The organism is Pseudomonas sp. FP2335, from assembly GCF_030687535.1.
Taxonomy (GTDB): Bacteria; Pseudomonadota; Gammaproteobacteria; order Pseudomonadales; family Pseudomonadaceae; genus Aquipseudomonas.
This window is the reverse complement of record NZ_CP117437.1, coordinates 5447445-5460644: the sequence shown is the minus strand read 5'-3', so window position 1 is coordinate 5460644 and position 13200 is coordinate 5447445. Positions and strand designations below refer to the sequence as shown.

Here is a 13200-nt window from a genome sequence, read left to right as displayed (position 1 = left end):
TGAACCGTCTCGCGGTATACGCGGCGCCTCCAGCCTGATTCTTTTGGCTGGGGGCGTTTTTTTGTGTACGTCGGTATAGATGGCTCTAAGCCAGATCCCACTGAACCCTCACGAACCCCCAAGGTCGATTAGCTACACGGCTCACACGAGCCGATTTTCTGGAGCTGACCCATGGATTTCATTCGTATCCTCATCGCCATCCTGCTGCCGCCACTGGGCGTGTTCCTGCAAGTGGGCTTCGCCGGCGCGTTCTGGCTGAATATTCTGCTGACCCTGTGTGGCTACTTCCCCGGCATCATTCACGCGGTATACATCATCGCCAAGCGCTGAGGCCGTCAGCTTTTGGCGATGAGGCGTGAGTTGCGCTCGTTGCGAAACGCCAGCTGTTCGATGGTCTGGGTGGCGTGTTCGGCATCTTCGCGCGCTTGAAGGATGATGCCGTGCTGCTCGGATTTGCTGCACACCGGGTCGGCGTTGCTCGCGTCGCCGGTGAGCATGAATGCCTGGCAGCGGCAGCCACCGAAGTCCTTTTCTTTTTCATCGCATGAACGGCACGGCTCGGGCATCCAGTCGTAGCCGCGAAAGCGGTTGAAGCCGAACGAGTCGTACCAGATGTGTTGCATGCTGTGGTCGCGCACATTCGGAAATTGCACCGGCATCTGTCGGGCGCCGTGGCAGGGCAGGGCGGTGCCGTCTGGCGTCACTGTCAGAAAAATACTGCCCCAGCCGTTCATGCAGGCTTTCGGGCGTTCTTCGTAGTAATCCGGGGTAACGAAGATCAGCTTGCACGGGTGGCCTTCGGCTTCGAGCTTGGCGCGGTATTCATTGGTGATGCGTTCGGCGCGTACCAGTTGTTCCTTGGTCGGCAACAAACCCACTCGATTGAGCTGCGCCCAGCCGTAGAACTGGCAGGTGGCGAGCTCAACGAAGTCTGCCTCCAGCGCGATACACAGCTCAATGATGCGGTCGATCTTGTCGATATTGTGCCGGTGGGTAACGAAGTTCAGCACCATCGGGTAGCCGTGGGCTTTCACCGCCCGGGCCATCTCCAGTTTTTGCGCGAAGGCTTTTTTCGAGCCGGCCAGCAGGTTGTTCACCTGCTCGTCGCTGGCCTGGAAGCTGATCTGGATATGGTCCAGGCCAGCCTTCTTGAAGTCGCTGATCTTCTGCTCGGTCAGGCCGATGCCGGAGGTGATCAGGTTGGTGTAGAACCCCAGCTTGCGCGCTTCGGCGATCAGCTCGGCGAGGTCCTGGCGCACCAGCGGTTCACCGCCGGAAAACCCCAGCTGTGCTGCGCCCATTTCCCGCGCCTCGCGAAACACCTTGAACCACTGCTCGGTGCTCAGTTCCTTGCCCTGCTCGGCGAAATCCAACGGGTTGGAGCAATACGGGCATTGCAGCGGGCAGCGGTAGGTCAGCTCGGCGAGCAGCCACAGCGGCAGGCCGATCGGCGGTTTTTCAGGCAAGGGTGATCCAGTGTTCTGCACGGGCGACCTCCATGAATTGCTCGATGTCGTCACCCAGCTCAGGTACGCCGGGGAACTGCTTATCCAGCTCGGCGATGATCGCCGCCACGTCGCGCTCGCCGTCGATCAGGCCGCCGATCAGCGCAGCGCTGTCGTTGAGCTTGATCATGCCTTCGGGGTAGAGCAACACATGGCCCTTTTGCGCGGGCTCGTACTGGTAGCGGTAGCCCTGGCGCCAGGTCGGTTTCTTGCTGCGATCAAAGCTCATAGGGCGATCCCTTTATGCCAAACCCGCTGGTCGGTCACGCTGTGATACGGCGGGCGCTTGAGTTCGTAGGCCATGCTCATGGCGTCCAGCATGCTCCACAAAATATCCAGTTTGAACTGGAGAATTTCCAGCATGCGCTCCTGGCCTTCGCGGGTGGTGTAGTGCTGCAAGGTGATCGCCAAACCGTGTTCCACATCCCGGCGAGCCTGGCCCAGGCGGGTGCGGAAATACTCGTAGCCGGTCGGGTCGATCCACGGGTAATGCTGCGGCCAGCTGTCGAGGCGCGACTGGTGGATCTGCGGCGCGAACAGCTCGGTCAGCGAACTGCTGGCGGCTTCCTGCCAGCTGGCGCGACGGGCAAAGTTGACGTAGGCGTCGACCGCAAAGCGTACGCCGGGCAGTACCAATTCCTGCGAGCGCAGTTGGTCGGGATCGAGACCGACGGCCTGCCCCAGGCGCAGCCAGGCTTCGATGCCGCCGTCTTCACCGGGGGCGCCGTCGTGGTCGAGCAGGCGCTGGATCCATTCGCGGCGGATCTCGCGGTCAGGGCAGTTGGCCAGGATCGCCGCGTCTTTGAGCGGAATATTCACTTGATAGTAGAAACGGTTGGCGACCCAGCCCTGGATCTGCTCGCGACTTGCGCGGCCTTCGTACATCGCCACGTGGTACGGGTGATGGATATGGTAGAAGGCGCCCTTGGCACGCAGGGCGGCTTCGAATTCGGCGGTGGTCAACGGCGTATCAGTCATTTCGATCGCTCCTACAATTCAATGCTCATGCCGTCGTAAGCCACTTCGACATTACGCCGCACCAGCTCGGCTCGCTCGGGGGAGTCTTCATCGAGGATCGGGTTGGTGTTGTTGATGTGGATAAGCACTTTGCGCTGCTCTGGCAGTTGTTCCAGCACTTGCAGCATGCCGCCGGGGCCGTTCTGCGCCAGATGCCCCATTTCGCGGCCGGTGCGGGTGCCGACGCCACGGCGCTGCATTTCATCGTCGTCCCACATTGTGCCGTCCACCAGCAGGCAGTCGCTGCCGGCCATGATCTCCAGCAGTGGTGCGTCGACCTTGCCCAGGCCGGGGGCATAGAACAGCTTGCCGCCGGTGCGCAGGTCTTCGACGATCAGGCCGATATTGTCGCCCGGGTGCGGGTCGAAGCGGTGCGGTGAGTAGGGCGGTGCAGCGCTGCGCAGTGGCAGCGGGGTGAACCGCAGGTTGGGGCAGGCCGGGATGCTGAAGCTGGTGTCCAGCTCGATGCGGTTCCAGGCCAGGCCGCCGTTCCAGTGGGTAAGCATGGGGAACAGCGGGAAGCCGGTGCTGAGATCTTCGTGGACCATGTCGGTGCACCACACCTGGTGCGGGCAGCCTTCGCGCAGGCTCAGCAGGCCGGTGGTGTGGTCGATCTGGCTGTCCATCAGGATGATGGCGCTGATGCCGGTGTCGCGTAGCGCACGGCCGGGCTGCATCGGCGCAAAGCCTTGCAGTTGCGCGCGAATATCCGGCGAGGCGTTGCACAGCACCCAATTCACGCCATCGTCGGAGATGGCGATGGACGACTGGGTACGTGCCTGGGCCCGCAAGCTGCCATCACGAAAACCTGCGCAGTTGGCGCAGTTGCAGTTCCACTGTGGGAAACCACCGCCGGCGGCGGAACCTAGAATCTGGACAAACATGGTAGCTCCCAAGCAAAGCTCAAAACAAAAACGCCCCGGGCGGGCCGAGGCGTTGTAGTACCCAGCGGATTAACGGCTGGCGAAGTACATGGTGACTTCGAAACCGATACGCAGATCAGTGTAAGCAGGTTTGGACCAGGTCATATTCTTACTCCTACCAAGGGATGGGACTTTCACTACCAAGTAATACATATAGTCCATCTCCGATCGGAGATGTTCAGCAGCGTGAGTAGGAATAATACTCAGATCTGCTCAAGTTAGCGCTGTCTCGGTGGAAAAAGCCTGTTGCAAGGTTGGCAATGATCAGCCCGCCGGTATCAGCCTGTTGTGATGCGCGGGCCGTTGGCGACATAGCGCCAGCCGCCTGTGGCGTTGTTCAACTGTTCGGCGGCGTGTAGCAGATCTTCGCGGGTCAGGCGTTGGATCGACTGTTGAACGCGCTCCAGATAATCCGCCGGGTGCCCGGCCAAACGCGCATGCCAGAGCAGTTCGGCGGCTTGGGCAAGCGGTAGCGTGCTTGCCGAGAACTGTCCCGCCAGTGCCGTGTTGGCCATGTCGTCAGCGTTGTTGATCAGCGTCGGCAATTGCGTCAGGAAGATCTGTAACTGCTCAACGATCGCTTCCCGGGACACATTGGGCGATTGCACGCCAAACAGCAGGCCCGTTTGCCCGTTGATCTGTCGGACGCCGCTGAACACGGCGTAGCCGATTTGCAGCTCTACCCGCAGGCGTTGGTAAAACGGACCCTGGAGCAGATGCCCAAGCAGGCGCCACGCGGCTTCATCCTCCAGGGATTGGCTGGGGGCCGGGCAAAACAGCAGCAAGGCGGCCTCGCTGGAATCGGTCTTCACCTCGTGCCAGATGCGCTGGCCGCCGAGGGTTGGCAAGAACTGATCGGTCGGTGCGGGTTGCCCGGGCAGGTGCGCTGCGGCTGCCTTGATCGCCGCTTCGGACGCGGCCGGAAAACCCAGCCCCAGGCCCTGCCAGCGGGCGTTGACCCAGGAGGTTTCGCGGTGCTCGGGCGGGGTGGCGCAGTAAGCGGGCAGTGCCTTGAGCAATTCGCGAATGGCGATCGTCGGCGTCGGGGCGCAGGGTTTCTGTTGTGCCTGGTTCAGGCTGTGCGCCAAGGCATCCAACACCGCCGGCATGGGTTCGTGCAGCCCGACCATTTTCACCAGCCAGTCGTTGCCGATGGTTTCAAACGACAATTCAACGCCCGCCTGGCGAGCATTCTCACGCAGTGGCTGCAATGCGCTTTGCAGGTCGCTGGGAGCAGAGCGCCAGTGCAGGTACAGCGCGGCTTCATCGGTGTCATTCGCCCACGCTTGGCTGAAGGACAGCGCCGACACTTCCCGGCGGCCCCGTGAACGGTCCTGGGCGAAGGTGCGCAAACCGCGGTGGGCGCTGGTCTGGCCACGAATCAGGCCAGCACGCTCTTCCTTGGCTGGCGGGCGCAGGAATGGATTGTTCGGTGGCAGTTGCCACGTGTGCTGCGCCGGTGGCAGCCGCAGGGCGACGAGCAGGGTTTTGAGGGCAGTGAGGGCCTGTTCCGACAGATCTTCGCTGTCGTGTCGAGCCAAGGCGAGGGCGCCGCCGGTTTGTTGCTGGCGAGCGGCCAGCAGGGCGAACTCTTCTTGCAGTGCCGTCCAATCGCTGTGTGCGAAAAAGCTCAGCCAGTCGTGCAGCAATGCTTCAATCGCTGTCGCCGGTTCATCTTGAGTGTCGAGGGTGAAATCGACGTCCAACAGTGCTTGCCCGGCAAAGTGATACAGCACCCTCGCTTGCAGGTCGGTGGCCAGTTGTCGTGTTTGCAGTTCGGCCAACAATCCGCCTGGAGCCGAAGCGTTGAGCCAGGTGCAGAGGAACTCCAGGGCTGCGCGCGGCGCGTTGCAAGTGATGACTTGGTGCAGGTGGTTGTCAGCTTTGTGCTGGTAGCCCTGAACGTCACCGGGCATCAACGGCGGTGGTGCGAGTTGTGGGCGTTGAGGGCTCGAATTCAACACAGCGCTGAATTGCTGCGCAAGAGTTTCCAGTGCGTCCAGCGACTGTGGGCCTGCAAGGCTTAAGGTCATTTGTCCGCTCTGGTAGAACTGCTGATGAAATTCCCGCAATGCCTGCTGAAATGCCTGACTTTCCACCGGCAAGCTGTCGCGGTTGCCCGCATGAAAACCGCGCAGTGGATGATCCGTCGCCAGCCCTGCGAACAACGCCACCTGCTGCTGGGCCTTGGCATCCTGGGACCAGGCGACAAATTCCGCGTGCAGCACTTCGCGTTCGCGCAGTTGATCTTCCAGCGCCAGGCGCGGCTGGGCCAGCATGTCGGCCAAGCGCTCCAGGCCATCGGCGAAGGTCGACACCGGCAGTTCAAAGAAGAAGTCCGTGGTGCGCTCGCGGGTGCTGGCGTTGACCTGGCCGCCGTGACGTTGCACGTAGGCCATCAGCCCTTCGTCTGTGGGAAAACGCTCGGTTGCGAGGAACAGCAGATGCTCAAGAAAGTGCGCCAACCCCGGCCAGGCCAGGGGCACATCGTGGCTGCCGGCGGCGACCCGTAAAACTGCCGCGCTGCGCTTCAAGCGCGGCGCATGGCGCAGGGAAACCCGCAGGCCATTGGCCAGGGTCAGTTGACGGTGAAGAGGGTGGGCCGGCGCAGGCATGGGCACTTCCGAAACGTAGGAAGTGCCTATGCTAACAAACCCACAAGGTCAGGGCTTGTGCAGCGCGCTGTACAGCTGGGGACGGCGGTCGTGCAGGTAGTGGTTGGCGGCGCGGGCAGTGAGGATCGATTGATGATCCAGCGTGCCGATGATCAGCGCTTCATCCAGCCCGGCCTGGGCAATGCGCTGGCCGTCCGGCGCGGCAATACTGCTTTGCCCGCAGTAGTGGATGTCGCCTTCATGCCCGCAGTAATTGGCGTAGGCCACGTAGCATTGGTTCTCGAACGCCCGCGCTCGCACGGTGACATCGGCGACAAAGTCGAACGGCACCATGTTCGCGGTGGGCACCAGGATCAGCTCGGCACCGGCCAGGGCCAGGCGGCGGGTGTTTTCCGGGAATTCCAGGTCGTAGCAGATCAGCATGCCCAGCTTCCAACCGTTGAGTTCCACTACCGGGAAGTCATCGCCCCCGGCACTGAACATCCCGTGATCCAGATCGCCAAACAGATGCGTCTTGCGGTAGTTGCACAGGCGCTGGCCGTGGGCGTCTATCAGTTGCACGGCGTTGTAGATCTGCCCGTCGTCGGCCCGCTCCGGGTAGCCGTAGACAATCGCCAGCCCGGCACTTTGCGCCAGTGCGGCAATCCTCTGCGCGGACGGACCATCCTGGGCCTCGGCCAACGCCCCCACCGCCTCGGCGCCGATGTTGTAGCCGCTGAGGAACATCTCCGGCAACACCAGCACATCCGCACCTGACGCTTCATGCGCCAGCTGGTGCAGGCGTGCCAGGTTGCCGGCCACATCCAGTGGCAGCGGCGGGCATTGGTACAAGGCGACACGCATGGTCAACTCCTTATTCAGGCAGGGCAATCGGGCCGATTTCATCGAACACATCGCCCGGTCCCGGGTTTTCGGGGTGAGTGCTGCCGCCGAAGTGGGTCATGATGCCCCATACAGCATTCAGCGAGGTTTGCACGGCGCCTTCTACCCATGCCGGTGTCCAGGAAACGTCGTCACCGGCGATAAAGATCCCACGCTGTTCGGCGGGCATGTCCTTCTGCATGAAGTGCGCATACATACGCTGGTTGTAGCGATAGTGACCGGGCAGCGCGCCTTTGAAGGCCCCGAGGAAATGCGGGTCGGCTTCCCAGGATACGGTGATCGGGTCGCCGATGATGCGCGCCTTGATGTCGACTTTCGGGTAGATCTTCTTCAGGGCGTCGAGGGCCAGCTTCACGCGTTTGTCGATGGGCTGCGGGAGCATTTTCAGCGCGTCGCTCATCCACGCGTAGGACAGGCAGATCACCCCCGGCTTGTCGTCACCGTTGTCGAACAGGTAGGTGCCACGGGTCAGGCGATCGGTGAGGGTCATGCTCATCAGGTCGCGACCGGTTTCCGGGTCTTTGTCTTTCCAGAACGGGCGGTCGACCATCACGAAGGTTTTCGAGGACTGCATGTAGCGGGTGCGATCGAGGGCCATCCACATTTTTTGTGAGAACAGGCTTTCGTCACATTCGATCTGGGTGGTCAGCAGCCAGCTCTGGCAGGTGGTCAGGACGGCGGCGTATTCGCGGGTGTCGCCGTAGTTGTCGGTGACGGCGAAGCGGCCACCGTCGGCGTGGGCAATGCGCTTGACCCCGGCCCGTGGCGCGCCGCGGTGCAGTGAACTGAGGCTGGTGCCCGCCGGCCAATGGGCGCAGCGCTCCGGTACATGGCGCCAGATGCCCATGGGCACTTGGGCTACGCCACCGACCACGAGGTGCTGGTGGTCATCGCAGTTGGTCATCACCACGCGGAAGATTTCCAGCATCGAGTTGGGGAAGTCCGAGTCCCAACCACCTGTGCCGAAACCGACTTGGCCGAAGACTTCACGGTGCAGGAACGACAACTTGGCGAACGCCTTGGAGGTGGCGACGAAGTCGTAGAACGTGCGGTCGTCCCACAACGGTACGAGCTTGTTCCACAGCGCCTTGAGGCGTGGTACGTCACGGTCGCGGATGGCTTGCTGGATGTCACCGAACTGCGAGCCGGCCTCCAGGGCATCGGCCCAGGCGTCGGCAACTTCCTGGAACAACGCCGGCAAGTCCGACAGCTTTTGTGCGTAATGGGTCTGGCCTTCGAGGTCGATCACCGTGCTGCCGGACGCTGGCGTCAACGGGTTTGGGAAGGGTTTGGTTTCCAGGCCGAGCTTGTCGACGTAGTGGTAGAACGCGGTGGATGACACCGGGAAGCGCATGCCGCCCAGCTCGGCGATGATGCCTTCGGCGCCTTCAAACGCCTGGGAGCGCAAGCGCCCGCCCATTTTCGAGGCTTCGTACACCACCGGCTTGAGGCCCAGCTTCATCAGTTCGTAAGCGGCCACCAGGCCGGCGATGCCCGCGCCGACAATCGCTACTTCGGCGCCATGGTTGGCGGCGGGAATGCTGCCCAGGCCGGCGGGGTGTTCGATCCAGTCATCGAAGGCGAACGGGAAGTCCGGGCCAAAGATGGTGATGGGTTTTTTACCGTCTGCAGGGTGGCGATTGTTTTTGCTGAATGTGTTCATGGCTGACCTGGCTGGCGACTCGGCGGGGCACGTCCCGCTGAGTATAGGAAAAGATGGCAGCCAGTTTAGGGAGCGTAGCGCTCGTTAATAAGACGCAAAGTGTCGTCGGAATGAATTGTTTTTAGTCAGAGTGACGAAACGGGTGGTCAGACTGGCTGGCCGCGATCCAATTTGTTACTGAGGATGATCGAAGTGGTGGTCTTCTCGACGCCATCGACGCTGCCGATCTGGTCGAGCAACTGGTCGAGCTGCTCCGGCGAGTCGGTGCGCAGCCAGGCCACGTAATCGAACTCGCCGCTCACGGCGCACAACTGCTGGACCTGGGCCATCGCACTCAGTCGGCGCAGCACTTCCTTGCCGGAGCGCGGCTGGACGGTGATCCCCACATAAGCCTGCAAACCACCGCCCGCCACCCGTTGGCCGAGGCGTACGCCGTAACCTGTGATCACCTGGGTCTTTTCCAGGCGCGCCAGGCGCGACGTCACCGTGGTGCGCGCGATCCCCAACTGGCGGGCCAGCATGGCCACGCTTTCGCGCGCGTTGATTTGCAGGGCGGCGATCAGTTGGCGGTCGATTTCGTCTAGGGCAGGCAAGGGGAGGCTCCAGTAGGTGAGCGATGGAGTGTGGACGCTTTTTACACACTTTCGTCGATTTATTCGCCTGGGCTGGCTGGCAAACCACTCGGCCAGACACACAAAAGCCGCGCAATGCGCGGCTTTGGAGTTGGTGGGCCCACACGGACTTGAACCGTGGACCAAAGGATTATGAGTCCTCTGCTCTGACCAACTGAGCTATAGGCCCTAAACAGGTCGCGGATTATAACGACGGTTTCTCCACTGTGCTATCCGAAAAATCCTCAGCCCTCATACGAAGGAATGTAGCTGCGAACAGTTCGGGCGGCAGGGGCAGGCTGACGATGTAGCCTTGCATCTGTTCGCAGCCCTCGGCGGCAAGGAATGCCTGTTGCGCGGAGTTTTCCACGCCCTCGGCGATGATGGTGAATTGCATGCTGTGGCCCAGGGCGATGATGGCGCGCACGATTGCAGCGTCGTGGGGGTCGTCGGGCAGGCCGCGGACGAAGGATTGGTCGATTTTCAGGAAGTCCAGCGGCAGCCGCTTGAGGTAGCTGAGGGATGAATAACCTGTGCCGAAGTCGTCGATCGCCAGCTGCACGCCCAGGTGCTTGAGTTGGTGCAGGACCTCCAGCGCTTCTTCAGCCTGGCTCATGATGAAGTTTTCGGTGATCTCCAGTTGCAGGCAGCCGGGTGCGAGGTGGTAGTCGTGCAACAGTTGTTCGATGCGTGACAGCAGGTTGGGGTGACGCAGTTGCGCGCCGGCGAGGTTGACCGAGAGTGTGCCGAAGTCATCGAAGGTGCCCTGCCAGGCGTGCATTTGCCGGCAGGCCTGTTCGAGTACCCAGTCACCGATCTGCAGGATCATGCCGTTCTCTTCGGCGAGGGCGATGAAGTGTTCGGGCGGCACTTCGCCGAAGGTCGGGTGACGCCAGCGGATCAGTGCTTCGGCGCCGATCAGTTCTTGTGTCGCCAGGCTGCGCTTGGGTTGGTAGCACAGGCTCAGTTCGTCGCGTTCGATGGCGCGGCGCAGTTCGTGTTCCAGAGCCACGCGCTCGTTGGCCTGTGCGGTGAGGTCGCGGGTGTAGCTCTCTACCCGGTTGCGGCCCTTGGCCTTGGAGCGGTACATCGCGGCGTCGGCGTTCTTGACCAGGGTGGCGACGTCGGTGCCGTCCTGGGGATACAGGCTGGTGCCGATGCTGGCGCTGATGAAGAACTCATGTTCGCCGGCCTGGAACGGTAGGGTGAAGCACGCCAGCAGCTTGTTTGCGAGGTGTTCGGCGTCGCTGGCATGTTGCAGGCCCGGCAGCAGGATGATGAATTCATCGCCACCGAGGCGGGCGACGGTGTCGATGTCACGCAGTTGTTCCTTGAGGCGTACGGCAATGTCCTTGAGCAGCAGGTCGCCGACGGGGTGGCCGAGGCTGTCGTTGATGTGCTTGAAACGGTCCAGGTCGAGAAACAGTACGGCGCCCTGTTTGCCGGTTTCCTGATGGCCGTTGAGGGCGGCCTGCAGTCGGTTTTCAAACAGCGTGCGGTTTGGCAGGCCGGTCAGCGGGTCGTGGTGCGCCTGGTAGTCGAGGCGGGCCTGGGCCAGTTTGAGGCTGGAAATGTCGGCAAACACGGCGACGAAGTGCGTGATCAACTGGTCGCGGTTGCGTACGGCGCTGATGGTCAGCCAGCTGGGGTACGGCTCGCCATTCTTGCGGCGGTTGGAGATCTCGCCTTGCCAATGCCCATGGGCGGTCAACTGATGCCACATCGCGGCATAGAAGGCGCTGTCGTGCAGGCCCGAGGCGAGCAGACGTGGTGTCTGGCCCAAGGCTTCGGCTTCGCTGTAACCGGTGATCTCGCTGAAGGCGCGGTTGACGGCGCTGATGTTCTGCTGCGTGTCGGTGATCAGCACGCCCTCGGCGGTGCTTTCGAAGACCGTTGCGGCTTGTTGCAGTTTTTCCTGCATCAGTTGGCGTTCGGTAATGTCGCGGGCGATGGTGAGCATGCAGTCGTCGTCGCCGATTGGCAGTGGGCGGCTGGACAATTCACAGAGGCGGACTTGCCCATCACTGCGGCGGATATGGCAGATGAAATCGCGGACAAAGCCGTCGCGCTGCATCATCTCCAACATGTTTTTGCGTTCGTTGAGGTCGACCCAGATGCCCAGGTCCAAGGCGGACTTATCGATGGAGGTGGCGCTGGCGAAGCCGGTAATGCGGCTGAAACCATCGTTCACTTCGATCAGCAGGCCATCGCGTTGACGGCTCAGCAGCAAACCGTCGGGGGAGGCATGGAATGCTTTGGCGAACTTCTCTTCCGAGGTTTGCAACTGCTGCTGGGTTTCCTTGAGCTGGGAAATATCGCGCACGACCACGACGATGGCTTCGATGGTGTCGAGCTGGAACGGCTCGGCGGAAATCAGGCCGGTGAAGACTTGGCCGTTGCTGCGCCGAAAGGGCATCTCCAGGTTGCGGATGCTGGAGGTCTGCACCCGTTTCAGCAGATCCGGGCCGGCGCCCTCGTAGCCCCAGATGTTCAACGCCGTGCCGGTTTTACCCACTACTTCCTCGGCGCTCAGGCCGACCTGATCCTCGAAGGCCTTGTTCACCTCCAGCAGGCAGCCGTCGGACAGACGGGCGATCACGAGTATGTCCGGGCATTGCTGGAACACCGAGGCAAACTTTTGCTCGGACAGTTGCAGCGCTTCTTCAGTGCGTTTGGCTTCGCTGATGTCGATCATCAGGCCGCGCAACACGGGCTCGTGGCCATGCTCTATGAGGCTGACGATGTCGCGCACCCACAGGCAGCGGCCGTCGGCGGTGATGACGCGGTAATCGATGCTGTGGTCGCGGTTGGCGCGGGTTTCGCGATGGCAATAGGTTTCGGCGCGTGTCAGGTCGGCAGGGTGGATGATGTTGCGCCAGAAGCCCGGGATCAGCCAATGGGCACGCGGGTACCCCAGCAGTTCTTCGGCGTGGGGGGAGACGTAGCTGTAGGTGAAATCGATGATGCTGGCTTCCCAGGCGATAGCCGACAGGCTCTCTACCAGGCCGCGGTAGTGGTATTCGCTGCTGCGCAGTTCTTGTTCGAGCGCCACGCGGCGGGAAATTTCCGAACTGAGCCGGCGATTGATCCGAATCACGATGGCCAAAACGGTGCTCAGCAGCAGCACTGCGGGCAGGCCGTAGGTCAGCAGGTCAGTCCAGAATGCGCGGTGATCGGTAATGCTGCCGACCCAGTGTTGCTGGATGGCATCGGTTTCGTCCGGGCTGAGGTCGGCCAGGACTTTATCGAGGATGCCGACCAGCATCTTGTTGTCACGCGGCACGCCCATCGCCAGTTGGTAGCGGTAGGGCGTTTCGCCGCTGACGTACAGACCGTCGAGTTTCAGCTGGCGCAGGCTCCAGACGCTGGATGCGAGGTCGCCGACCACGGCATCCACTTCGTCGGTGGCCAGCGCTTGTAGCGTCGAGCTGACGTTGGGCATGGCCACCAGATTCAGGTCGGGGTGGTGGGTGCGGAGCAGTTCGTGGGGGGCGTAATTTTCCACCACGGCAATCTTCAGCCCGTAGAGACCCTTGAGGTTGCGCGGCTGGGCGCCACCCTCATGGGCCAGGATCACGATGGGGAAGTCCAGGTACGGGCGCGTGAAGGCCATGTAGCTCTGGCGTTCAGGCGTGGACATGACACCGGGCAGCAGGTCGAGCTGGTTGTTTCGGGCCTGCTCGAGCACCGCGCTCCAGCTTGCGGGTTCGATCAATTTGATCCTGACGCCCAGGCGGTCCTGGATCAGGCGCACATAGTCGGCGGCCAGGCCCTGGTAGTGGCTATTTTCATCACGGTATTCGAAGGGTGGCCATGACGCATCCACCCCCAGCCGCAGTTCCTGATGGTCCGCTAGCCAGCCACGCTCATCATCGCTAAGAGTCAACGCGCCAGCCGTTGCGGTCCAGGTCAGCAGCGACAGCAGTAACACGGTCGGCAATCTGGGCATAACGGTCTCGTTATGGCACGGGGAATGGTTCGAGT

General features: G+C 61.9%; 11 protein-coding genes and 1 tRNA gene. 1 reads left to right on the top strand and 11 read right to left on the bottom strand.

The window, feature by feature from the left end; genetic code table 11:
• Positions 1-171 precede the first annotated feature (171 nt).
• On the top strand, positions 172-330 hold the full coding sequence (locus PSH81_RS24675; protein WP_192299821.1) for a YqaE/Pmp3 family membrane protein: 159 nt from the start codon (positions 172-174) through the stop codon (positions 328-330).
• A gap of 5 nt (positions 331-335) precedes the next feature.
• Here the strand turns inward: PSH81_RS24675 and pqqE are convergent, their stop codons facing one another.
• The 11 genes from pqqE to PSH81_RS24620 all read right to left on the bottom strand — a co-directional run bounded on the left by pqqE (position 336) and on the right by PSH81_RS24620 (position 13165).
• Complete coding sequence (gene pqqE, locus PSH81_RS24670; protein ID WP_192299820.1) at positions 336-1487, bottom strand: pyrroloquinoline quinone biosynthesis protein PqqE; 1152 nt, start codon at positions 1485-1487, stop codon at positions 336-338.
• Positions 1459-1734 (bottom strand): pyrroloquinoline quinone biosynthesis peptide chaperone PqqD, encoded by a 276-nt coding sequence (pqqD, locus tag PSH81_RS24665; protein ID WP_003194772.1) that lies wholly within the window; start codon positions 1732-1734, stop codon positions 1459-1461. The genes pqqE and pqqD overlap by 29 nt, the downstream gene beginning before the upstream one ends.
• On the bottom strand, positions 1731-2483 hold the full coding sequence (pqqC, locus tag PSH81_RS24660; RefSeq protein WP_017739525.1) for a pyrroloquinoline-quinone synthase PqqC: 753 nt from the start codon (positions 2481-2483) through the stop codon (positions 1731-1733). The genes pqqD and pqqC overlap by 4 nt, the downstream gene beginning before the upstream one ends.
• Before the next feature lie 11 nt (positions 2484-2494).
• Positions 2495-3406: a pyrroloquinoline quinone biosynthesis protein PqqB gene (gene pqqB, locus PSH81_RS24655; RefSeq protein WP_192299819.1), complete on the bottom strand. Its 912-nt coding sequence runs from the start codon at positions 3404-3406 to the stop codon at positions 2495-2497.
• Positions 3407-3475: 69 nt separating this feature from the next.
• The gene (gene pqqA / locus PSH81_RS24650; protein ID WP_003194766.1) at positions 3476-3550 is read right to left on the bottom strand and encodes a pyrroloquinoline quinone precursor peptide PqqA; all 75 of its coding nucleotides are present in this window, start codon (positions 3548-3550) and stop codon (positions 3476-3478) included.
• Positions 3551-3723: 173 nt separating this feature from the next.
• Positions 3724-6060, bottom strand: a complete 2337-nt coding sequence (pqqF, locus tag PSH81_RS24645) for a pyrroloquinoline quinone biosynthesis protein PqqF (RefSeq protein ID WP_305391631.1) — start codon at positions 6058-6060, stop codon at positions 3724-3726.
• A 48-nt stretch (positions 6061-6108) separates the two neighbouring features.
• A complete protein-coding gene (locus PSH81_RS24640) occupies positions 6109-6903 on the bottom strand; it encodes a carbon-nitrogen hydrolase family protein (RefSeq protein ID WP_226454467.1) in 795 nt (264 codons plus the stop codon).
• Positions 6904-6913: 10 nt separating this feature from the next.
• A complete protein-coding gene (locus tag PSH81_RS24635) occupies positions 6914-8605 on the bottom strand; it encodes an NAD(P)/FAD-dependent oxidoreductase (RefSeq protein ID WP_305391630.1) in 1692 nt (563 codons plus the stop codon).
• Positions 8606-8751: 146 nt separating this feature from the next.
• A complete protein-coding gene (locus PSH81_RS24630) occupies positions 8752-9198 on the bottom strand; it encodes an Lrp/AsnC family transcriptional regulator (RefSeq protein ID WP_192299815.1) in 447 nt (148 codons plus the stop codon).
• Between the two features lie 131 nt (positions 9199-9329).
• A tRNA-Ile gene (locus PSH81_RS24625) sits at positions 9330-9406 on the bottom strand.
• Positions 9407-9421: 15 nt separating this feature from the next.
• On the bottom strand, positions 9422-13165 hold the full coding sequence (locus PSH81_RS24620) for an EAL domain-containing protein (protein ID WP_305391629.1): 3744 nt from the start codon (positions 13163-13165) through the stop codon (positions 9422-9424).
• Positions 13166-13200: the final 35 nt, after the last annotated feature.